Origin of the sequence: Methanoregula sp., from assembly GCF_028712425.1 — an archaeon.
Classification (GTDB): Archaea; Halobacteriota; Methanomicrobia; order Methanomicrobiales; family Methanospirillaceae; genus Methanoregula.
The window spans coordinates 46,424-68,661 of the sequence record NZ_JAQTQD010000001.1 but is presented as its reverse complement, the minus strand read 5'-3'; the positions used below and the strand labels follow the sequence as shown (position 1 = coordinate 68,661).

The 22,238-nt window shown below is 55.0% G+C and carries 19 protein-coding genes; 10 read left to right on the top strand and 9 right to left on the bottom strand.

All coding sequences use genetic code 11. The features are described 5' to 3' along the window. Nucleotides 1-18: 18 nt before the first annotated feature. The 4 genes from PHF39_RS00310 to PHF39_RS00295 all read right to left on the bottom strand — a co-directional run bounded on the left by PHF39_RS00310 (nucleotide 19) and on the right by PHF39_RS00295 (nucleotide 6,143). Complete coding sequence (locus tag PHF39_RS00310) at nucleotides 19-1,614, bottom strand: Ppx/GppA phosphatase family protein (RefSeq protein ID WP_300218910.1); 1,596 nt, start codon at nucleotides 1,612-1,614, stop codon at nucleotides 19-21. After that, nucleotides 1,611-3,227, bottom strand: a complete 1,617-nt coding sequence (locus PHF39_RS00305) for a CHAD domain-containing protein (protein WP_300218908.1) — start codon at nucleotides 3,225-3,227, stop codon at nucleotides 1,611-1,613. Before PHF39_RS00305 ends, PHF39_RS00310 begins: the two co-directional genes overlap by 4 nt. Then, entirely contained in the window at nucleotides 3,211-5,313 is a 2,103-nt protein-coding gene (gene ppk1, locus PHF39_RS00300) for a polyphosphate kinase 1 (RefSeq protein WP_300218905.1), read from the bottom strand. The genes PHF39_RS00305 and ppk1 overlap by 17 nt, the downstream gene beginning before the upstream one ends. A 155-nt stretch (nucleotides 5,314-5,468) precedes the next feature. Then, entirely contained in the window at nucleotides 5,469-6,143 is a 675-nt protein-coding gene (locus tag PHF39_RS00295) for a DUF2115 domain-containing protein (protein WP_300218902.1), read from the bottom strand. A 518-nt stretch (nucleotides 6,144-6,661) separates the two neighbouring features. Between PHF39_RS00295 and PHF39_RS00290 the strand changes: the two genes are divergently transcribed. From PHF39_RS00290 to PHF39_RS00270, 5 genes are all read left to right on the top strand, one after another. After that, nucleotides 6,662-8,152 (top strand): 2-isopropylmalate synthase, encoded by a 1,491-nt coding sequence (locus tag PHF39_RS00290; protein ID WP_300218899.1) that lies wholly within the window; start codon nucleotides 6,662-6,664, stop codon nucleotides 8,150-8,152. Further along, nucleotides 8,149-9,822 (top strand): biosynthetic-type acetolactate synthase large subunit, encoded by a 1,674-nt coding sequence (gene ilvB / locus PHF39_RS00285; protein ID WP_300218896.1) that lies wholly within the window; start codon nucleotides 8,149-8,151, stop codon nucleotides 9,820-9,822. Before PHF39_RS00290 ends, ilvB begins: the two co-directional genes overlap by 4 nt. Beyond that, entirely contained in the window at nucleotides 9,819-10,322 is a 504-nt protein-coding gene (gene ilvN / locus PHF39_RS00280) for an acetolactate synthase small subunit (protein ID WP_300218893.1), read from the top strand. The genes ilvB and ilvN overlap by 4 nt, the downstream gene beginning before the upstream one ends. A 285-nt stretch (nucleotides 10,323-10,607) precedes the next feature. After that, a complete protein-coding gene (locus tag PHF39_RS00275) occupies nucleotides 10,608-11,363 on the top strand; it encodes a hypothetical protein (protein WP_300218889.1) in 756 nt (251 codons plus the stop codon). A gap of 446 nt (nucleotides 11,364-11,809) precedes the next feature. Then, on the top strand, nucleotides 11,810-12,718 hold the full coding sequence (locus PHF39_RS00270) for a 4Fe-4S binding protein (protein WP_300218886.1): 909 nt from the start codon (nucleotides 11,810-11,812) through the stop codon (nucleotides 12,716-12,718). 63 nt (nucleotides 12,719-12,781) lie between these two features. Here PHF39_RS00270 and PHF39_RS00265 read toward each other — a convergent pair whose 3' ends face one another. Next, nucleotides 12,782-13,693, bottom strand: coding sequence for a HAMP domain-containing sensor histidine kinase (locus tag PHF39_RS00265; protein WP_300218883.1), 912 nt, complete (start codon nucleotides 13,691-13,693; stop codon nucleotides 12,782-12,784). Nucleotides 13,694-14,096: 403 nt separating this feature from the next. Further along, complete coding sequence (locus PHF39_RS00260) at nucleotides 14,097-14,309, bottom strand: hypothetical protein (RefSeq protein ID WP_300218881.1); 213 nt, start codon at nucleotides 14,307-14,309, stop codon at nucleotides 14,097-14,099. A gap of 246 nt (nucleotides 14,310-14,555) precedes the next feature. Here PHF39_RS00260 and PHF39_RS00255 point away from each other — a divergent pair, with 246 nt between their 5' ends. After that, entirely contained in the window at nucleotides 14,556-15,239 is a 684-nt protein-coding gene (locus PHF39_RS00255) for a PEGA domain-containing protein (protein ID WP_300218879.1), read from the top strand. A gap of 64 nt (nucleotides 15,240-15,303) precedes the next feature. Further along, nucleotides 15,304-15,852: a shikimate kinase gene (locus PHF39_RS00250; RefSeq protein WP_300218876.1), complete on the top strand. Its 549-nt coding sequence runs from the start codon at nucleotides 15,304-15,306 to the stop codon at nucleotides 15,850-15,852. A gap of 89 nt (nucleotides 15,853-15,941) precedes the next feature. Here PHF39_RS00250 and PHF39_RS00245 read toward each other — a convergent pair whose 3' ends face one another. Continuing rightward, the gene (locus PHF39_RS00245) at nucleotides 15,942-16,103 is read right to left on the bottom strand and encodes a hypothetical protein (protein WP_300218875.1); all 162 of its coding nucleotides are present in this window, start codon (nucleotides 16,101-16,103) and stop codon (nucleotides 15,942-15,944) included. 189 nt (nucleotides 16,104-16,292) lie between these two features. Here PHF39_RS00245 and PHF39_RS00240 point away from each other — a divergent pair, with 189 nt between their 5' ends. After that, on the top strand, nucleotides 16,293-17,090 hold the full coding sequence (locus PHF39_RS00240; RefSeq protein ID WP_300218874.1) for a DUF4013 domain-containing protein: 798 nt from the start codon (nucleotides 16,293-16,295) through the stop codon (nucleotides 17,088-17,090). Between the two features lie 473 nt (nucleotides 17,091-17,563). Here PHF39_RS00240 and PHF39_RS00235 read toward each other — a convergent pair whose 3' ends face one another. Next, nucleotides 17,564-18,160, bottom strand: coding sequence for a hypothetical protein (locus tag PHF39_RS00235; protein WP_300218873.1), 597 nt, complete (start codon nucleotides 18,158-18,160; stop codon nucleotides 17,564-17,566). A 128-nt stretch (nucleotides 18,161-18,288) separates the two neighbouring features. Here PHF39_RS00235 and PHF39_RS00230 point away from each other — a divergent pair, with 128 nt between their 5' ends. Next, the gene (locus PHF39_RS00230) at nucleotides 18,289-18,939 is read left to right on the top strand and encodes a TMEM175 family protein (protein ID WP_300218871.1); all 651 of its coding nucleotides are present in this window, start codon (nucleotides 18,289-18,291) and stop codon (nucleotides 18,937-18,939) included. Nucleotides 18,940-19,024: 85 nt separating this feature from the next. Here PHF39_RS00230 and PHF39_RS00225 read toward each other — a convergent pair whose 3' ends face one another. Further along, a complete protein-coding gene (locus PHF39_RS00225) occupies nucleotides 19,025-20,590 on the bottom strand; it encodes an L-lactate permease (RefSeq protein ID WP_300218870.1) in 1,566 nt (521 codons plus the stop codon). Nucleotides 20,591-20,864: 274 nt separating this feature from the next. On the opposite strand from PHF39_RS00225, the gene PHF39_RS00220 reads away from it, so the two are divergent. After that, nucleotides 20,865-22,196 carry an ABC transporter substrate-binding protein gene (locus tag PHF39_RS00220; protein WP_300218868.1) on the top strand — a complete coding sequence of 444 codons (1,332 nt, stop codon included), beginning with the start codon at nucleotides 20,865-20,867 and terminating at the stop codon, nucleotides 22,194-22,196. The last annotated feature ends 42 nt before the right edge of the window (nucleotides 22,197-22,238 follow it).

The window sequence follows — 22,238 nt, the reverse complement described above, 5'->3', positions numbered from 1 at the left end:
TAACCAAAGGGATACCAATCAGGAAGGTGTGGTCTCCACAACTGAAAAGATAATGTTTCGGCCAAACGCTTTCTCGAATGCACGTTTCTCATTCTCGATCCCCCACATCTCCAGCTGGCATTCCCCCCGGGCCTGGATCTCAAGCCGTGCCGTATTCTTGCCGGCAGCAGAGAAACGGACATGCTGCACAAGGGCAGCATGGCTCCGGTCAAGGCTCTCGCCCAGCCGGAGGAAACAGGAGAGCAGGAGGAGAGCGCGCTGGTCCCGGGGATCCAGGTCCGTGACAAAGGAATCTTTTTTCCGGGGGCTCTTTTTACGGTGGAACCGGGCCAGCATGGCGATAAGGTTCACCTCCCGTTCATTGAACCCGAGAAGTTCGGAATTCCGGATAATATAATACGAGTGCGCATGGTGGTTGGTGAACGACAGGAATGACCCGATATCATGGAGAAATGCTGCATATTCAAGGAGTTCTCGCTCGGCATCGGAAAAGTCATGGAGTTTCTTGGTCTTTGCCGAGTCGAACATCTCAAGAACAAGCATAGTGACCGTCCGGGCATGGACTTCATTGATCCCGCAGGACCGTCCCAGCTGGAGGACGCTCCGCTGCCGGGGTGTCAGTTCTCCCATCAGGGGAAAGGTGTCCATCCGTGAGAGGTAATCGGCAAGAAGTCCGTCCTGCAGGCTGCGATTGGTGACAGAGATCTCAGACAATCCCAGTTCCTTCATGAATACTTCGAGAATAATGGCCCCGGGAACGATGATGTCCGCCCGGTCCGGGTTGATCCCGGGCACCCGCCTGCGTTGTTCAAGGGTCATGGAAGACAGGAGCTCGATTACCTTCTTCAGCTCCTTGTATTTCAGCGTCTGACCATTTGATCCTTGTAATGGCACTGAACCGGAATGGAGCGCTTTTCCTGCGATCTCAGCAAGGTTCATGATCGTGCCGGAACTCCCGATGGCGCAATCGGGCTTCAACGACCGTACGGGAACCAGCACGGGGCCTATTGCGTCTCTGGCATGCTGGTGGATCTGTTTCTGCTGGGCGGGTGTAATAATTCCCCGTTCATCAGGACAGGGATAGAGATTGGCAAGCCGTATCGCCCCGATGGGGAAACTGTCAAGATGGTGGTATCCCCGTGCATCGCCAACCGCAATTTCGGTACTGCCGCCACCGATGTCGATACAGAAGATTGTCCGGTTGGCAGGATTAACGGTGCCCGCAACACCAAGGTAGATGAGGCGTGCCTCTTCGCGGCCGGAGATGATCCGTATATCAAGTCCGGCTTCCTGCCGGAGCCGGTGCAGCAGCTCATTCTGGTTAGTGGCTTCCCGTGTCGCTGACGTGGCTACTGCCACAAATTCCTCGGTATGGAATGTGCACGCAAGATCCACGAACTTCTTTGCAACGATAACCGCGCGATCCATGGCGGGAGGAGTAATCTCCTCATCTTCGAACGCTCCTTCTCCGAGACGCACCTGCTGCTTCTGGCGCGAGAGGATCGTATACGAGTGGTTCGCGTTGATGCGGACAATGAGCATCCTGAACGAGTTCGTTCCAAGGTCAATGAAGGTGACAACCCGTCCTTCGGGCCCGATCTCCCCTTCACTCACCGGAATACCAGCTCCCTGCCGAATTCGCGGGCGAACAGGGCGGATTTGGACCCTGCCCGTTCTTTCTCCTTAGTACAATCTGAGAGGGAGATAACATCACAAGTGACTTCTGCTTCACCAATGATACAATGAACTTCCTGCACCGTGCCGGTATGGAGATAGTCGAGCCCGTCTGCGACACGGAGAATTGCGGACAGCAGGAGTGTCTTTTTCTGGTCCTCTTTCGTGAGCAGCAGGAAGAGAGGGTGGGATTCGATCTTCACGCGCCCGCGGTGGGCATGGGCCATGAGTCCTGCAATGCTCCGGTCACGGATATCCAGGGGAAGGGATTCCTCGGAAAAGATCCAACGGGCCGACCGGATATTGTGCTTTCGTGCCCCTTCCTGCCAGCCCATATCATGGAGCATCCCTGCGCATTCGAGCAGGTTCCGGTCATGCCGGGTCAGTGCATGAAGCGGAAGAAGGCTGTCAAAGAACATGAGCGCAAGGCGGGTAACGGTTTTGTGATGGGAAAGCCCTTCCGGATAGGATGCTGAAAGGGTATTGCACACGGTGCAGATATCCTTCTTTGTCCCATCCCCGGCAGGGATAAACATCTGCTTTCTCTTTTGCGTGAGATCCATGCGAAGTTGATCCCATGCTGTATTGTCGATAAGAGACTGCCAGTACCGCATGAACCTCCGGTGGAGGAGCGTACGTTCCCTCTCCCGGGCCGCGAGGAACAAGCGCAGGCTGGCGAGCGTTGCCGTATCCGGGTGCTTATCATTGCGACCACTCCTCATGCGCCCGCGTTCCCGGAGGAGGAGCAGGGTGACATGGTCGATCCAGACATCACAGTCATGGAGATCTCCCAGGATCTCCTGAAGGTATTTTACCTGTGCATGAGATCGCTTCAGCCCCCGTTGGTAAACAGGGCCGTACACTTCCATGGTGTACCGGAGCTTTTTTGCCGCTATCCTCATGGCGTGGTGTTCGGCAACAGCATCAGCATGCGACACCCAGTCTCCAAACGAACACATCGTATTGAGACGCGATACAATCCGGAAAGCTGCAATTGTCGGGATCCCGTAGGCAGCAGACTGTACCGGGGTCCTGCGGCAGGATATCATCCTGAGAGCAAACGCGGCCCGCATCTCATCTATAATCCCGCTCTTCTCCAGGGAATCAAGTGCTGACAGGACCCGGTCCTGGAGCTGCTGCCGGCTTTTTTTCAGGTCCTGCAGGAGGTAAGCAATCGCCGGTTCGAGCGGTTTTTCCTGCGGAGATCCTTCAGGATTTTTTTTATTCCGTACTGCAGAACTCTTTTTCCGATATTTTACCAGAAACGCAATCTGGACATCCGCGTCCCGTGCATTTCCCAGTGCGCGCGTGATTGTTGCGATCTCCTGCATCCAGCGGGCATACTGCTTTGCCGGAAAGCACGAACGAAAGAGGGGGAGTGCGGCCCGGAGACGCCGGGATGCAACCCGCATGCGATGGATGTATTCAATATCGTCTCCACTGCGAACACCTTCGATCTCCTTTGCGAATGCTTCAAGAAGCGGGGGCAGTCTCTGCGTCGCAAACCAGCACTGGCCGACAGAGCCGGGCAGGGCATCAGGAATGACGGTCATACCATGCACCCCTGTGCCCGACAAGCCACGACTGTGCATTCAACGGTTCTTCGCTCTTGTCCGGTCTCCTGCGGGAATAGGTGCCGTCCGGCAGAAGAATTCTTGACTTGGAGTTATCGCCCAGCTGGACCGGCAGGATGGTCTTGATGACAGCTTTTTTCAGCGGTTCGTTTTCCACCGGGAAGAGGACTTCCACGCGCTTGTCAAGGTTCCGCGGCATGAGGTCTGCACTGCCCAGCCAGAGTTCCTCGTTCCCGCCATTATAGAAGTAGTAGGCCCGGGCATGTTCGAGGAATCGACCGACAATCGCCGATACGCGGATGTTCTCGCTGATCCCGGGCAGTCCCGGGCGGAGACAGCAGATCCCCCGTACCTGGAGGTCAACCTTCACGCCGGCGGCAGAAGCACGGTACAGAGCCGCAATACAGGCTGCGTCGACAAGGGCATTCATCTTGAAGATGAGATGCCCGTCGCCATGCGATCTCTGGCGGGCGATCTCCCTCTCGATCTTTTCAAGGATCATCTTCCGGATCGTGACCGGGGCCACCATCAGCTTGGTGTACTCCTCGATGCGGGCATACCCGGTAAGGAAATTGAAGAGATTAGCAACGTCCTCCCCAATACCGGGATCACAGGTCATGAGCCCGAAATCGGTATAAATCCGGGCGGTTGCTGCATTGTAGTTCCCGGTCCCCAGGTGCATGTACCGGCGGATCCCGTCTTTCTCGCGCCGGACCACCATGCAGAGTTTGGCATGGACTTTCAGGTTGACAACCCCGTACACGACGTGGACGCCAAGCCGTTCCAGTGCCCGGGCCCAGCCAATATTGTTCTCCTCATCGAACCGTGCTTTGAGTTCGATCAGGGCTGCCACAGTCTTCCCATTCTCCCGTGCTTCCATCAGGGCATTGACAATCGGTGAATTCGAACCAACGCGGTAGAGGGTAATCTTGATCGCGAGCACATCCGGGTCGCGGGCTGCCTGCCGGATGAAGTTGACGACCGGCGTGAAACTGTCATACGGGTGATAGAGGAGAATGTCGTGACGGCGTATCGCTGAGAAAACGTCCATGTCATCGGTAAGGTCATCCGGCATGGAGGGGAGGAAGGGGGTGTCCTTGAGTTCCGGGCGGTCAAGCGACATCAGCTGCATCAGGTCGGCCATTCCCACCGGGTGGGCAACATGGTAGATCATGGATTTGGGCACACCGAGTTTTGAGCCGAGTGTATGGCAGATACCGTCATGCATGGAACATTCGACTTCAATGCGAACCGGTTTTCCCCGGGCTCGCTGCTCCACAACCTCCTCGACCGTGGTGAGGAGGTCGGAAGCCTCGTCCACTTCAATCTCCAGGTCGGCATCCCGCGTGATGCGGAACGGAAACGAGGCGATGACATCGAGCCCGGGGAAGAGCATGTCCAGGTGTGCGGCAATGATCTCCTCGAGATACACGAACTGTACAAGGGAGTCGTCGTTCTTCAGACTGCCATCCGCCCCGGGAATCCTGACCAGCCGCGGGAAGAGCTTGGTCGGGACCTTGACCCGGGCAAAGAACTCTTTGCCGGAATGGTCCCGGACAATGATGGCAAGATTGAGGGAGAGGTTCGAGATAAACGGGAACGGGTGCGAGCTGTCGAACGCAAGCGGGGTGAGGACCGGGAAGATCTCTTCAACAAAGAACCGGTCCATTGCCGATTTCTGCCGGTCAGTCAGGGCATCATATTTCCGCAGGAGAATCCCCTGTTCGGCAAGTTTGGGCAGCAATTCGTTGTGCCAGCATTCGTCCTGTGCCTGGAGGTCCGGGAGGAGCATGGTATGAATGGCATCCAGCTGCTGGCCGGCTGTCATGCCGTCTGGTGGCGCCTTGAGCACACCTTTTGCAAGCTGGCGCTGGAGACCTGAGACCCGGATCATGAAGAACTCGTCCAGGTTGTTGGCAAAGATAGAGAGGAACTTCACCCGTTCAAGGAGGGGGTGGCTCTCGTCCAGAGCCTCATCCAGCACATGCCGGTTGAACCGTATCCAGCTCAGTTCGCGGTTGATATAGAGCGATGGATCATCATACTGCACTTCCTGCAACGTCATCCATTCCCCCAAAGATAACCGCCGGGATAACGCTCCCCGGCATGTCCACCAGTAGTGATGGATCTGCAATGAAATATACTCTTCTCTGACGGCAGGAACAACAGGTTACTCTCTTGTATTCTCGGGTGCCCCGGAAGGATATCCTCACCCGCACGTTACCCATTGAAGTTGTGATACCGGTAGCAGTTGTCGATAAATTCCTGTTTGTTCCGTTCCGTGGGTTTTGTTGCAGGGCAGAGATACCCGATGGATGGCGTCTGTTTTGCGGGACAGAACGGGCAGAGGGCGGCATCCACATCACCGGCCTTCTCCCGCACGGGACAATAATAGACCCCGTTCACCAGCTCGATTTCGTCACCGCCCGGGAACGGTGTTCCCACGGCATGGCCCGGTTCCTCAAGAACCAGCATAGAATAACCGGCAAGGAGATACTTGAGGAACCGGATTGCCGGTGCATCCCCACCGTCTTCATCACCGCACTGCCCGGCTACCATCTCCCAGTATTTCTTCTTCTCCGGTAAGATCGGTTCTTTCAGGGTTTTATACACGCCCTGCTGGTTGTCAAGCCTTATCCGCTGGTATGTCCCGAGCAGGTGCCCGGTGATCTTCGCGGTTACCTTCTCTCGGTATACCGGGTCAAGATCCCTGACTTTCGTCTCGAAATTCCTCTTCATCTGCTGGATATCGGCAGGGGAATGGGTGAGCACGAGCCGGGCTATCTGTTCGCCCAGTTCGCCACAGGTTTTTGCTTCTCTGAGTTCCCGGCACTGCTGTCCTATGGGCGTGTCCGGAAATTCTGTACTGTCAGGTTTCCTGCTGAATAATTTCATCGGGATGTTCCCTGGTTACCGGATGATATGAAGAGTGACAATATAGTATCTGCGGTCGGTACACGGCAGAATAAAGAAAATCATAATAATCAGATATGTTGTCTTTCTCCAATCCCCCCATCATTCGAGGAACCTTTCAGGTTCTTATCATGTCTCATATCTGATGAGATTCGACACTTCGAACTGCCGCCACTAGCAGGCCGAGATGCAGGTAAGGGATTTTAAAAACTCCTGCCCAGGAAAAATCATTCTCACGATTAACGGGGGCATTGCGACGATGATCCTCTTTTTTGGCCCACATACAGCAAATTTCCACGGGGCGAGGGTCGGAAGATCCCGAGCGCCCGTGGCCCCATCCCCATCAGACATATTCCCTTCCAGGTGTTCTACCAACCAGAAAAACAAAACAAATCAAAACGATGGAACATCCGGGGATGTGTGATAAATATCGAAAAATCTGGTGCAGCAATCCTTTTTATATTCTCCATTCCCACGATTACTCATGGTGTATACCATGAGTGAGTGTTTTATTCGCCGATAACCTGCGCTTTTTCGACACAACATTACGGGACGGGGAACAGACTCCCGGCGTCTCGCTGAATCCTGAACAGAAATTTGAGATCGCATCCAGGCTCTCGGACATTGGCATTGATGTCATTGAAGCAGGATCCGCGGCTGCATCCGATGGCGAGCGGGAAGCAATCCGCCGCATTGCGGATGCCGGGCTGAAAGCAGAGATCTGTACCTATGTCCGTGCCCTCAGGGAGGACATCGATTATGCTGCTGACCTGGGGGCGGATTCGGTTCACCTCGTTATCCCGGTAAGTGACCTGCATATAGCAAAGAAGCTGCGGAAAGATCGCGAGCAGGTTGCAAAAATGGCTTATGATGCCGTGGAGTATGCAAAAAGCCGCGGGCTCATTGTCGAACTCTCCGGGGAAGATGCATCAAGGGCCGACCAGGCATTCCTGCACGAGATCTTCAAAGGTGGTTTAGAGCGGGGAGCTGATCGGCTCTGCTTCTGCGACACCGTCGGTCTCCTGACACCCGAGAAGACCGCAGAGTTCATCCCGCCGCTTGCAGCGATCGCCCCGCTCTCGATCCACTGCCATGACGATCTCGGGTTTGCCCTGACGAACACCATGGCAGCCTTGAAAGCCGGGGCAAACTGTGCCCACGTGACCATCAACGGCCTCGGAGAACGGGCGGGCAACACGCCTTTCGAAGAGGTTGTGATGGCACTTGAAGCATTGTACGGGTACCAAACACGGATTGTCAAGGAGAAGATCTACCCGCTCTCAAGCCTCGTCTCCCGGCATACCGGTGTCCCGCTGGCGGTAAACAAAGCCATTGTCGGCGAGATGGCATTCACGCACGAGAGCGGCATCCATGCCCATGGCGTGATGCGCGACCCCTCCACGTACGAGTCCGTGAAACCCGAGATGGTGGGGCGTAAGCGGCGGATCGTTCTTGGCAAGCACTCGGGGACGGCATCGGTCGAAGCTGCCCTGCACGAAATGGACTACAATGCCGACGAAAAACAGGTAAAAGAGATCGTGAAACGGGTCAAGCAGCTTGGCGACGAAGGCAAACGCGTCACGGATGCAGATCTGATGGCAGTGGCCGATGCCGTGCTCTCGATCGAGTGCAAACCGGTCATCAAGATGCGGCAGTTCACCGCAACCTCCGGCAGCCATATGATCCCTACTGCGTCTGTCACGCTGGTCGTCAACGGCCAGGAGATGACCGGTGCAGCAACCGGGGACGGGCCGGTTGATGCAGCCATGGAAGTGCTCAGAAAGTGCGTCTCCGATGTTGCTGATATCCGGCTCGAAGAGTACCATGTGGACGCGATCAGCGGCGGGACGGATGCTCTCGTCGAAGTAACAGTAAGATTAAGTAAAGACGGGAAGATAATTACTTCACGCGGCGCCCGCACCGACATCATCATGGCAAGTGTCGAGGCGATGATCGCCGGCATGAACAGACTATTGAGGGACAGGACATGAAGACCGGGGCAAAAATCCTCGTTGAATCACTGCAGCGCGAAGGGACCGAGATCATCTTCGGGTACCCGGGCGGTGTAGTGCTGCCGATCTATGATGAACTCTATGATTCGTCTCTTCGGCACATTCTCGTACGGCACGAACAGGCTGCCGCGCATGCCGCAGACGGCTATGCACGCGCAAGCGGTCGTGTAGGCGTATGCCTTGCAACGAGCGGCCCCGGTGCATGCAACCTTGTCACCGGCATAGCCACTGCCTATATGGACTCGGTCCCCATTGTTGCGCTTACCGGGCAGGTCCCAACAAACCTGCTGGGCAACGACGCCTTCCAGGAGTCCGACATCACCGGCATCACGATGCCGGTCACAAAGCACAACTACCTTCTGAAGGATGCCGGGGACGTAAGCCGGGTCATCAAGGAAGCATTCTATATCGCGGGGACCGGACGGCCGGGCCCGGTGCTCGTTGACATCCCAAAGGATGTCAGCACCACATCCGTAAAGGACGTACCGGTTCCCGAACAAGTCCACCTCCGGGGCTATAACCCGACCTACTCCGGGCACAAGCGGCAGATCGAGAAGGCGCTCCAGCTCATCATGGCAGCCGAGCGGCCGGTCATCTATGCAGGAGGCGGAGTCATCCTCTCGAATGCCTCTGCCGAGCTCATCCGCATTGCAACGGAACTGGGGATCCCGGTCACGACAACGCTGATGGGCCTTGGCTGTATCCCGTGCGACCATCCGCTCAACCTCGGCATGCTTGGCATGCACGGCACGGAGTACGCGAACTTTGCGATCACCGAGTGCGACGTCCTCTTTGCCATTGGTGTCCGGTTCGATGACCGGGTAACCGGCAAGACCGAGACCTTTGCCCCGCATGCAAAGATTATCCACATCGACATTGACCCGGCCGAGATCGGCAAGAACAAGCGGGTCGATGTCCCCATTGTCGGCGACACGAAGACGGTCCTGACAGACATGCTTGCCTGCATGAAGAAGAAGGGCATCCATGATGCCTGGATCAAGAAGATCAAACACTGGAAGCAGCACCACCCGCTCAAGTGCCCGGACGACGGCTGCCTCCACCCGCAGTACATTATCCGGCAGATGAGCGAACTCTTGAAAGGCGATGCGGTGATTGTCTCCGAAGTCGGCCAGAACCAGATGTGGGCTGCCCAGCACTTCTGCTTCCGTCACCCTCGGACCTGGATCACGAGCGGAGGGCTTGGCACGATGGGCTATGGCCTTCCGGCAGCAATGGGAGCGCACTTTGCCCGGCCGGATGTCCCGGTCTTCGATGTAGCCGGCGACGGCAGCATCCAGATGAACATCCAGGAGTTCGGCACCATCGCCCACTACAACATTCCGGTCAAGGTCGCGATCCTGAACAACAGGTATCTTGGCATGGTCCGGCAATGGCAGGAACTCTTCTATGACCGGCGGTATTCCTACACCGAGCTGCCGTCTGTGGAGTTTGTCAAGATTGCCAACGCGTACGGTATCGAAGGCATCAAGGTTGAGTCCCCGGACGACGTCATGCCGGCCCTGAAGGCTGCGATAGAATGCGACGGCCCGTTTGTCCTGGACTTCCGGATTGAACGGGAGGAGAACGTCTTCCCGATGGTTCCGGCCGGTGCTGCAATCAACGAGATGATCGGGGGGCACTCGCGATGAAACCGCATACGTTGTCCATCCTTGTCGAGAACAAGGCCGGCGTTCTCTCGCGGGTCACCGGGCTCTTCTCCCGTCGCGGGTTCAATATCGAGAGCCTGGCCGTCGGCCCCTGCGAGGAGCCGGACATGAGCCGGATCACCATTGTCGTTATCGGTGACGATGCCCAGGTCGAGCAGGTGATGAAACAGCTCAACAAGCTGATCGATGTCATCAAGGTCTCCGACCTTACCGATAACGAACGGGTCGAGCGCGAACTCGCCCTGATTAAGGTCACGGCAGAGCTCGGCACCTCGCGGGCCGAGATCATGCAGATCGCGTCCATCTTCCGGGCCTCGATCGTGGATGTCGGGGCAAAAACGCTGATCCTCCAGGTCATCGGGGATACCGACAAGATCGATGCGCTGGAGAAACTGCTCCGGCAATACGGTGTGAAAGAGTTTGTCCGTACCGGCACGGTCGGGATCCTCCGCGGATCCAAAACCGTGACGAGCGGAAAGTAATTTCACCACCCTCTTTTTTGGCAATATCCTTCACAATCGATAACCTATCCTGCAAGAACCGGGCGCCACTACGGGGAAACTCTTATTCCCGGGAGAACCTTTCAGCATTCAGCACCAATGGGAACATGAGGTGCCGTTTTCTCTTAGCCTGCGTCACCAGACGGGTTCATTCTCAATGGGATAACCCGGTGGATCTACCCTGGAACCGCAAAGTATGAAAATTATATCAATAGAAATATCATATTTATCTTATCACATGTCACAGAACACTAATCGGGAGACTTCATGAGACGAGGTCCCCCGCCTACCAGAGGATTTGATATCACAATCCCCATTGCCATGGGCCGGGGGAGCGTGATGCTCTTCCAGCAGCTGCCGGAACATGTCTGCGATTTTTCCATCACGGGTAACGGAATCTTTGCCCTGGTACGGATCATGGCAACTACCCGGCTTCATGAAACCGTGGCGGAGATCAGCTGGAGATTTTCCGGTGCAATTGCCGGGCTCTCGACACTTCCATTCGGGGGCCCGATCTCCCGCGAGCTTTGGCTTTACTCGCGCTATGGTACCATGCGGTTTTTCCGGGTGCTTGAAACGGGTCTTGTCGAGATCGATTGCCACGGATTCTTGTTCGTAAACGGGAAGCCGGTCATCACACTGCCGACAAATCCCCGAATAAATCCGCTCCCGTCCGGAACCGTGGTTCCCGTTTCGGGTGGTCCCGGGCCGGCAATAACCGAGCCGGGTCGCAGCCCAAATACTACAAGAAGCCCGGCCATACACCGGTCCGGGAAAAAGCAAGCCGGCAAAAAACCGGAACCGGAAGAAAACAATCCCATACGTTCGGGCGATCCTGCTTCAGATAAAAATTGTGTACACAAAAAACCGGCCGCTGGCAGTAACCCGGGTCCAATTGCCGGGCTTGGAGCGCCAACCGGTGAACCTGGTATTGCTGGCCGGAAAATAATGCCATGTGACGGAACTCCTGTCAACAGCAGGGATCGCACACTACCTCCGGGGAAGCCTGAAGTGGAAAGGTGAGGTGAGGCAAACAGAGCCCAATTTGGCCTTCGATTTCTCATAAAGGTGGTCCGACCAACACAGTAACCGGAAAAACCAACAGGGTAATTTTGGGAAACGTTCATTTTGGCCCCCTATTGGCTGCAATGCGCTCATATTGCACTTTGAAATGACAGTATTTAGCAGAGTTACAGCAGCGTTTTTACAAAAAAACAGGGTGCAGCACGGAACTGGGAGGAGTGGAGACCGGGGATCTGCCGGTATTTCAGAAGAAAACACGCCTACTACAGGGCAGTACAGAGTCAGGAGAAAGGAAAGGTACTCGCGATATCGTACGAGAACGGGCAACCGGAAACGGTTCTCTAGGATGGACCTAATACCGTTGGACAAAACAGATTTTTAACGACCAGGTTCCCCGTTCGCAATCTTAATACGCTGTTCAGATAATATCCTCCGCGGGAGATTCAATGAAACGGAAGATTATCAGTATTGACGATATGAAATGCACGGGTTGCGGCCAGTGTATACCAGACTGCCCGGAAGGAGCACTCCAGCTCATCGATGGTAAGGCCCGGCTCGTGAGCGATCTCTTTTGTGATGGCCTTGGTGCTTGTATCGGCACCTGCCCGGAAGGTGCAATCAGCGTAATCGAACGCGAAGCCGAGCCCTACGATGAACGGAGAGTCATGGAGGTTATCGTAAAGCAGGGCGCTGCGGTAATTAAAGCGCACCTGGAACACCTGGCAGGCCATGGCGAGACTGCGTTGTATAACGAGGCCATCGAGTATCTTATCGAGTACGGCACTCCCATCCCCGAGCATAAGCCACCTGCGGCAAAAAAACCAGCCCCATTCGGTACCCGTTCAACCCGGGCAGCACCGGCCGCGGTATGCCATGCCGGGCCTCATGAGCCCAATCCCTTTATCGGTTGTCCTGGTGCAGCAGCACAGAGCATATCGCGGGAAGCACCGCGAACGGGCCCGGGGCAGCCGGTTGCCGGGGCATCATCATCCGAACTCCGGCAATGGCCGGTGCAACTGGCGCTGCTGAACCCGGCAGCAGCATACTTCAAGAATGCAGACCTGCTGGTAGCGGCCGACTGTACCCCGTTTGCGTTTGCACAATTCCATGAAGAGTTCTTAAAAGGCCGCATCCTGATCATCTTCTGTCCGAAACTCGATGCAGATATTGAGGGATATATTGACAAGCTTGCTGCCATCTTTTCCATGCACGCGATAAAATCGGTTATGGTTCTCAGGATGGAAGTCCCCTGCTGTGGCGGAGTGCGGCATGTTGTGGAAAAAGCCATGGAAAAAGCCGGCAAAAAGATTCCGCTTCAGGAAAAGATTGTTACGATTGACGGAACTATCCGGTAACTGTCCCCGTACGGTGTAATCAAAAAAAGAACGAGAAGAAAAAAATGAGGGGAAAAACCCGGATCAGATCTGCCGGAACACGCCCTTTGGCACCGCAATCTCAAACCTTGCGCCCTGGCCGGGGGTGCCGGACTCGAAGATGGTGATGCCGCTGACCGCGAGGGTCTCCCTTATCAGGAAGAGGCCGTAGCCGGCGTGCTTCCGGCTGCCCCATTCCTTCGGGAAGAGGAAGGCCTTCATCTCCTGCGAGATCCCGATCCCGTCGTCCTCAAAGACAATGATCATCTTCTCGTCTGCTTTCTTCCGGTAGATCCGGATCTGTGTGAGCTTGGGCCCGCCATACTTCATGGAGTTGCTGATCAGGTAGAAGAAGACCTTCTCAAGCAGCGGGTCGGCATAGACTTCAAGGTCGTGGATCTCCATCTCGAAACTGACATGGCCGAGGTCCACCCCGACCTTTGCCCGCATGATGGCGTCTGCCACGTTCTGCCACGATGGCGGGATTGCCCCGATGTCCTGGTACTCCTTGGTGAACTTGATCTGCCGGCGGATCCGCTCGATGGCCTCGTTCACCCGCTTCACTTCCGGCGTCTTCTCGGCCGGTTCCAAATCCCGGTGGAGCTGGGTCAGCTCGTTTAAGATATCGTACCGGGTGATGTTGTTGAGGAACATGAGTTTCGCGTTTGCCCGCTCCAGCGCATCCTGGAGTCGGTCCGTCTCCCCTGTTACCTGTGATATTTCATTCCACCTGCGGACGGCAAAGAAGACAAAGCCCACCGTGAGGAAGATTGCGGCAATAAAAAATGCACTTGTCTGCTGTGCACCGGACGATTCGAGAGCCCGGATCAGAACCTCCGGCAGGTTCATGAAATACGCAGCAATATACACGACCACGGCAAAGACGGCGATGATAAAAATGTCAACAAGCATCTTGAAGTGGGGCAGTCGTGTTATCTTTTTTGCCTCAGCACTCATACCGATATATCCACTTCATGAAGTTATCAATTTTATCAATAATTTCTTATTTTATTGTGTATCCGGGCAGGAATTGCACCCTAAGTTCTCCTCCACCTCCGGAACGCGGGGCATGCGGGAATGGATGACCGGGCAGTTCTCTGAATCTCCGCAGGTGTGTTGAATTGCCCGCGTCCTGTATACGCAATACATACCTGCTTGCATGAATCGAAGAGCGGGGCAGCTGGAAAAACGGTTGAACGAATGGGGGAAGAACAGATCAACGGGATCATAAACCAGCTCCAGGCACTCTTATCCGCAAAGAAATAACAAGGCAGAAAACCGGGCAACAATCCATTCCTTTTTTCCTTTTGCAGGGACTCTATCCATTACTATCCCGATATCAGCAACAACCCTGTCGCGGTCAGTCGTCCCGCCAGTCCATGTGGTCGAGCCAGTACATGTAAATGAGGGCCGTCAAAAGACAGAGACTAACAAAGAGCGTGGGCATGTACCATTGCCCGGAAAGATACTTCAGCATGGCCGAGAGGACGAGACCGAGGCCAATGGCAATGAGCATCATGCTTGTCACCACCTTCGGGTTCGTGAAGGTGTGGTAAACCTGCTGGATATCCATAGTAGTCTGAACGTGTTGTTGGGCGCGGCAGGAGAAAAAAGATATGGCAGATATTATTGGGAACACGGTTTCCCGGGCCCGGCTATTTCCTGGTACTGACACTAACTTTCCTGATAAAACAGGATATCTGGATTCACACTCCCTGTGATATCTGGTAAAAATCGTATCCCATTGCCGGAAACCGTTGAACCAGGACCATCAGCCCAATTCATATATTCTCCCGGTTCCACGAAAAACCGAGAAGATATGTCCCGCTTCCTCTTGCTGCTGATCCTCTCCCTTGCATGGATCACTCTCTGTGTTGCATCGTCCGGCTGTATCGCTCCTGCAGCACCGATCATCGCAACGGAAACCGGACAGGAAGGCGGAACCATCACTATTATCTCCCATCCGCCGGGCGCGGAGATATCCCTCGACGAGGTATTCCGGGGACTCACACCTTTGACCCTGGAAGACATCCCGGCCGGAAAGCACGTGATCCGGCTCACAATGGCCGGATATGAATCCTGGTCGGTTTCTTTGTCCACCGGCAATAAGCAGAACGAGACTATCACCGCAGAACTCATTGCAGGGGATAGTATCGTTCCGGTTACCACCTCTGCGCCATCCGTTTCACCACATGCAGCCCCGAAGATTCATGTTGACGGGTACTGGGAATACCCGGAGGGACGTGTGACAACAGAGAACCCGGTCCCGTTGGTTGTCCATACAGAGGCTTTCAACACCGGAACTGCAGCTGCCCGGGAGGTGACCGTCTCAGCCAACTTCTATTACCGGGGGAGGATGGCCTGCTGGAATGCCCTGAACCTTGGCACCCTTGCAGCCGGCGGGCACGTGAGCCGCAAGAGCCTTGTCTCCTGCACTCTCCCTCTGCCGGTCTCAGAAGAGCACTTCGAATTGAAATTTGAGAACATTGTACTAAAAGAATAACCGGCTGTACGCTGGCGCAATGCTTGATAGGGATTGAATGAGATACGGCTTACCGGGAAAGTCCGTGAAAAACATTGTCCTGATCGGGATGCCAGGTGCTGGGAAGAGTACCATAGGCGTTGTCCTGGCGAAGGCGCTCAACAAGAAGTTCGTTGATACGGACCTTTTGATCCAGGAAACAACCGGCCGGCACCTGCAGGGGATCCTGGACGCGGACGGTACAGCCACGTTCCGGAAGATCGAGGAAGATATCATCATCTCGCGCCGGTTCCACAACACGGTGATCGCAACCGGGGGGAGCGTTGTCCTGAGCCATAAGGCGATGGGGCACCTGAAGAAAGACGGGATTATCGTGTACCTGAACGTTTCTCTCACCGAGATCGAAAAAAGACTGGTTAACATTACGACACGGGGCATTGTACTGGAGAAAGGCCAGACACTCCGCGCTGTTTACGACCAGCGCGTCCCGCTGTACGAGAAATATGCCGACATTACAATCGACTGCTCCGGCTATGATTTCGAGCGGGTTGTCGCAAAGATCCTGGAGCAGGTTCGACAGCGGCCGGGGGCTGGAGTGAAGACCGGAGAAGACGGGCACCCAGGTCGTGGATGAAGAACGCTGTTTTCCAAAGAGTGTGATACCAGAGCCCGCCTGCATTCCTTAACGCCAGAAACGAAAATACAGGAAAAAATCGGGGCGGGTCAATGCGACTTCCAGCCCCGGGATTTGTACTTCCGCAACAGTTCGCCAAACTTCTGGAAGAACTGCTTCTCCTCCATCCGGAACTCCTTGTTCATATGCCTCCGCTCCCGCGGGGCGTCGTGGCGGTACCAGAACCGGGTTGTCTTCACGGTATCTGACATACCGGGATCTTTTCCTGTTTTCTATCCATCCTTTTTGGTCGGATAGGGGGTATAAACAAAGAGCGCTTCGACGGTATCCTCATAACCGGTGCGCGATCCGCGGTGCGGGACGTCCCGGCAGCCCGGATCCTGTCGGGAATGGCGGATTTTTCCCATGCACTTAATATCCCGGAATTACGATCGATGAACATGGATAACGGATTAATCGTTACCGAATCGTTCAACTATGCAAAGGAGACGCTTCTTGGGAAATGGATCCGCTGGGTCATCTTTATTATCTGCGGTCTGCCCATGGCCCTCTTCCCGTTCGTGTTCAACCCGGAGAAGATAGCAAATGCAACCACATTCAGCTGGGACCTGATCCCGTGGAAGGAGATCGCAGTCCTGTTCCTTGTAGCATTCCTCCTCTCGTTCATCCTCTCGGGGTACCTGGCCCGGATCTACCGTGGCGCAACAACCCCGCCGGAGTTTGACAACTGGGGCCCGCTCTACATTGACGGGATCAAGATCGCCGTAACCGGGTTTCTCTGGTTCATTCCAATGATTTTGGCATTTGTACTGATGGTAGCATTCGCGATTGTAGGATTCTCGTCTGACAGCGCTCTGTCCGGGGCCCCCGGTATCGGCATAACCATTATCTCTCTCATCCTCATGCTCGTCCTTGCCATCATCGGGGTCATCTACAGCATGATGGGAATCATCCGCTGCGCACGCACGGGGAGCATCCGTGAAGGGATCCGGTTTACAGCCATCACAGAGACCCTGCGGTCCATCGGCTGGGTGAACTATTTCATCGCTCTAGTCGTCCTATTCGTTATCGGGATCATCTTCTTCGTGGCCATCAGCGCCATCTCGCTCATCCCGTACGTGGGTGATATCGTCCAGCTCGTTTTCATCCCGTTCTATACGGTCTTTTCCGCTCGCTACATCACCCGCGTGTACGAGCACAGCGAGCCGCAGGCAGCGGCGCCGGATGTAATGGGGTAGGGATTTTCTTTTCTTTTTTTCAATGGAGTCTTAGGATGCCGTAGTATCAATATGTGTATGCTTCGCTTTGAGTCATTTTTCAAAGCCGGGGTTTTATAACTACGATTGAATTCTTCCTGTAATGATAGCCCCCCTTGCACCAGCCCGCCCCAAGGGGCGCTGGCGATGCCTCTGTATTACCTAAAGGGGAAAAACCGACACAGAGTTATTTTCATAAAAAGAAATTGAGGCCGCTGCGGGGACAGTCGCAGGCTGTGGAGAAGTGATACCTTCGACTCGCCCTTCTGGGAGGTAATCGTCGCATCAGCGAGGATTACCTGGAGAAGGCATCAGCCTTCGACTTTGGCAGCGGCAAGCATCTTAATGGGGGTATGGGGGCATCAGCCCCCATCAATACTTCAAAGGATCTCAACTGAGCGAAATTTTTCAATGCTATCTCAGAACAAAACAAAAACCAGAAAAAAAGGAAAAATTTACCTAATCTTTTCCGCAGCCTTGCTTGCAACAGCCTTCAGCACCTCATAATCGCTGGCAGTGCCGTTTATGTATAACTCCTCGTATACATCGTATTTCACGAATGCGATAATGTAATAGTCGACAGGTTCGCCAGCCTGGGTCAGTTTCAGCGCACTGCTCGCATCGCCGATACCGGGCGACGGCAGATCTTCAACCGTGACATTTTGGTCTTCGACGGTCCAGTTCTTGAAGCTCGACACGGTATCGGGGACAATGAGCGTGATATTTTCCGCTGGGTACACGGAGATCAGCTGGTCGAGCCCGCGGGCATCCGGGCGCTGGGTTTCAAAGGAGATAGCATACCCTTTCTTCCAGCCCTTTCCCAGCGCCCATTCCCGAGTGTCGGACGCATTCCGCTCGAATTCCTCCACCAGCGTGTAGTTTGCCGGGAGGTCGGATGCCTGCAGCGCCATCTTTGCGGGTTCGAGGGTTGAGAGTTTCTGCCCGGTTGCGGGCTGTGCGGGAGCGGTATTCGTGCAGCCCGCAATACCGGCACAGAAGACGATTCCCGCGGACATGAGGACGATCATGAGGGAAAATGACAGATTTCTCATGGTAATGCATGCCCCGGCAAAACGGTTAAGGGTTATCCGCAAAGGAGATCCGGGTCGAAGCGGGACGGCTGTCCGGGCGGCACAGAGCAACCCTTATTCCGTTTCAACGCAGAATTCTCCGGCACCTCATGACAGAAGAACCATCGTCTTTTGAGGCCATGCACCTCACAAAAAGCCGTCTTGAGACACTCTCGGACGGAATCTTTGCGTTTGCCATGACGCTGCTTGTCATCAGCATCGACCTCCCGGACAAGTCCCAGATCGTCCAGTCCCCGGCCTATGCAACCCACCTCCTCCTGTCGCTGTACTCAGACTTCTTCCACTATGTCCTTGCCTTCCTCATCCTCGGGGCATTCTGGCTAACCCACCATGTCCTGGTCCACCCGGTAAAAGGCCTGGACCGGATCTTTGTCTGGCTGAACCTCGGCACCCTGCTCTTTGTCTCGCTTTTGCCGTTCTCCACCTCGTTTGCGGGAGACCTCCACGGGACATCGATCGGCGCCCTGGTGTTCGAAGCCAACCTCCTTGCCATTGGTATGGGGATGTTCTTCCAGTGGAAGTACGCAACCGGGAATTTCCGGCTGGTCGAGCAGGATTTGGAACCCCGCTTTATCCGGCACGTGACTATCAACACGCTCGTTGTCCCCTGCCTTTCCCTGCTCGGGATCCTCATAGCCCTGACCGGGAACCAGTACAGCCAGATGGTGTACATGCTTGTTCCGGTGGTCGCAATCTTCACCCACCACAATGTCTGGAAACGTAAGACGGCGTTGGGATAAACCGGCTGCTTAATCTTTTTTGCAATCGGCCGGCCCGGCCGTCACGCGCTGTTTTTCCTGCCCGGATGCCCGGGCTAAAAAAAGTTCAGAGTGCCAGCATCACACAGAGCATTATACCGATAATCAGCGTGAGTGCTATTGCAACCGGGGCAACACGCCGGACCACTTCGCCCTCGATCCCGATCTTATCGATAACAGCTGCCGCGTTCACGATCTTTGCCACGGCCACTCCGGAAGCAACTCCCCCGGCCGTTGCGTGGGCAGCATATACCGGCATGAAGTCAAGCGAAAGGACGTTTGTCGATTTGTCGATGATGCCGTAGAACATCACATTCGAAGAAGCCTCGCTGCCGGAGATGAACGAACCGAAGAGGCCCAGAAGCGGGGAGATGAGCGGGAACCCGATACCGAACGTGAGCGCAAGCATGAGTCCGATGACCGCGTTCATGTTGAATGCATCAGCACCGGGAAGGAAACCAAGCGTGCCCCCGATGACCGACCGACCGGACCAGTCCATAACGTACGCGATAGCAAAGAAGACCATGGCAGCGAGTGTCGGGCTCCATGCCCGTTTCACCCAGAGCGAGAGGATGGTTTTTGCCTCTTGCCGGTTATGGACAAGGAGCGGGGCGGAGATGAGCGTACTCACGACCACCCAGAAGTAGGCCTGGTTGAGGAGTTTTAAGTCAATGACCTTGTCGGCAATGACCGGGACTTTCTGCACGGGGCCAAGGATGTTGTAGAGCCCCGACTGGATGAGCGGGATACTGATGATGATCGCAAACGAGACGAGCAGGATCCAGGGAAAAGAGGCCTTCCAGAGCGGCATGCCGTCCTCTGCGAGGGTAAGGACCGGGGCGGCGTCCATCGGTTTTCCCCGCAGGGCCCGCAGGATAAAAAGAACAAAAATGGTGACGAGCCCAGAGAAGACGCCGACAAGACCAATGGCAGATGCCGGGAGGATATTCACAAACAGGATGGCGGAGAACCCGAGCGTCAGTCCGGCGACAACTGCGGTGAAGAGACCTTTCCGGATTCCGGCAAATCCATCCGCGATCCAGAGCATACCAAGTGCGATGCCAGTGGAGACAACAGGCAGGAAAAGCGCAACCTGGCAGCCGAGCGCTTTTGCGTCAAAGCCGAAGGCTGCAGCCGGGATCGTGATGGGAACTGCAAGGAGCGAGAAGGAGGTGAGCGGGTCGTACCCGAGACAGGGGAGGGCAACTGCCGCAAGGGGAGAGAAGCCGAGCGCCATCATGATGGGCGGGAGCATGGTGACCGGAGTTGCGCCGATTGATACGAGAAAGGATCCGAATCCCACGTTCAGGATCATGATCTGCTCGTAACGCTCGGCTGCAATCGATTTAACGTATGCAGTAATCCGGCTGATAGCCCCGGTCAGATCCATCATCGTTACCTGGAGAATGGTGAAAAGGACCATGAGTGATATGCCAAATGACGAGAGAACGCCGGCCCAGGATGCTGCGAGCGCAACGGAGATTGAGGTCTGGAAGAAGATCACGGCAATGATAACCGTCAGGAGCCAGCCAAGGATGCCCATGAGCGTACCCGACTGTTTCAGGAAGACGAGCCCGATGAAGATCAGGATAATGGGAAGGATGGCAAGAAGGAACTGGAAAGCAAGGTCCACGATGAACTACCCGGTAAGTCTGTCCTGAGCTGTTGGACAGGATCAAGGAAAACCATATCGTTTAGGTCCGACATAACTAGGAGGCTTTCACCAAAACATTATCGTTTCGTATGGCAGGTATTTTACTCAACAACCCTGAATTGGATACCGGGTGTTGCCTTTGATATGACAACAATCCTGGTGTGCACCACCCCAGGGATAAACCGATAATTATTATTACGGCGGCAACCACCAATTCTTTGTCATGCTATATCATAGCATAGAAGGGAGTCCCATGAAATATTCTGTTTTCATCATTGCGGCCCTGCTAATCGCAGCCGCATGCATTGCCGGTTGTACACAACAGCAGGCATCAACGCAGTCGCCAGCTGCATCACAAGACACGATCAAGGTCGGTGTTATTGCATCACTGACCGGGCCGGCGAGCAATGTCGGCACGAACATGTGGCAATCGGCACAGGTTGCCGGAGAAAAGATCAATGCTGCCGGTGGCGTTACGTTAAAAGACGGTACAACAAAGCAGGTAAAGCTCATTGTGGGGGACGATGAATCCACCCAGGCCGGCGGCCAGAAGGCTGCAACCAAGCTCATCACCGATGACAAGGTCGACATCCTTGTCGGGGGATACTCGAGTGCCGTCACCTCGGCATACGAACAGACCATTGCCGAGTACAAAGTTCCGTATATCGTGACCGGTGCATCAAGCCCGATCATCACGCACCGCACAGACATAGACACAAGTTATGTCTTCCACCACTGTCCCACCACTGACACGTATGGGGAATACACAACACAGTTTATTGACGAAGTCGTTCGTGCGGCAGTGAATAAGAAACTGGGAGCACCATCTGACCGGCCGTTCCGGCTTGCAGTCCTGTACCAGGACACCGCGTTTGGCAAGGGTGTCCAGACTGCCGTAGACAACACCATCAAGACTAAGAACCTCAACATCGTGCTTGTTTCCCAGCAGAGTTTCAAGATGGGCGAGAGCGACTTCCGCACCCAGCTGACCGCGATCAAGGCTGCAAAGCCGGATGCTGTCTATATCGGGGCGTTCCCGAACGAAGGTGCCCCTGCAATCGTCCAGGCACGTCGTGACATTGGCCTGAATACCATCTTCCTCAATGTCGAAAACAATGACAACGCCCAGTTCTACAAGGACGTTGGGCAATATGGCGAGGGTGCTGTTATCGAGAGCCGGTTCTCTCCCTATACAGCACCTGCGGGAGCAGTAGCCGCAGCACAGGATGAGTTCAAGCAGGCATATTTCAAAAAATTCGGGACGTACCCGGACATGATGGGTGCCTCGACCTATGAAGGAGTTTTCATCGCCGCGGAAGCGATCAAACAGGCCGGAACCACAGACAAGGCAACAGTCCGGCAGACACTTACCACCATGAAGATGCCACAGGTCATCGAAGCAATGAAGGACTCGACCATCTCCTTCTCTTCCGGTTTCCGCGAGTCCTCGTTCGATCTCTGGATGGAGCAGCTGTACCCGGACGCGGCTGCCGGTGAAACACGACCGAAGATCGTCTGGCCTGACAACCTGAAGACAACGGAATTTGTCCTGCCGTCATGGTACGAGGCAGGAAGCAGCGCATAGGCCATACCATCCCTTTTTATTCCTTGCATCACGATGTTTTCC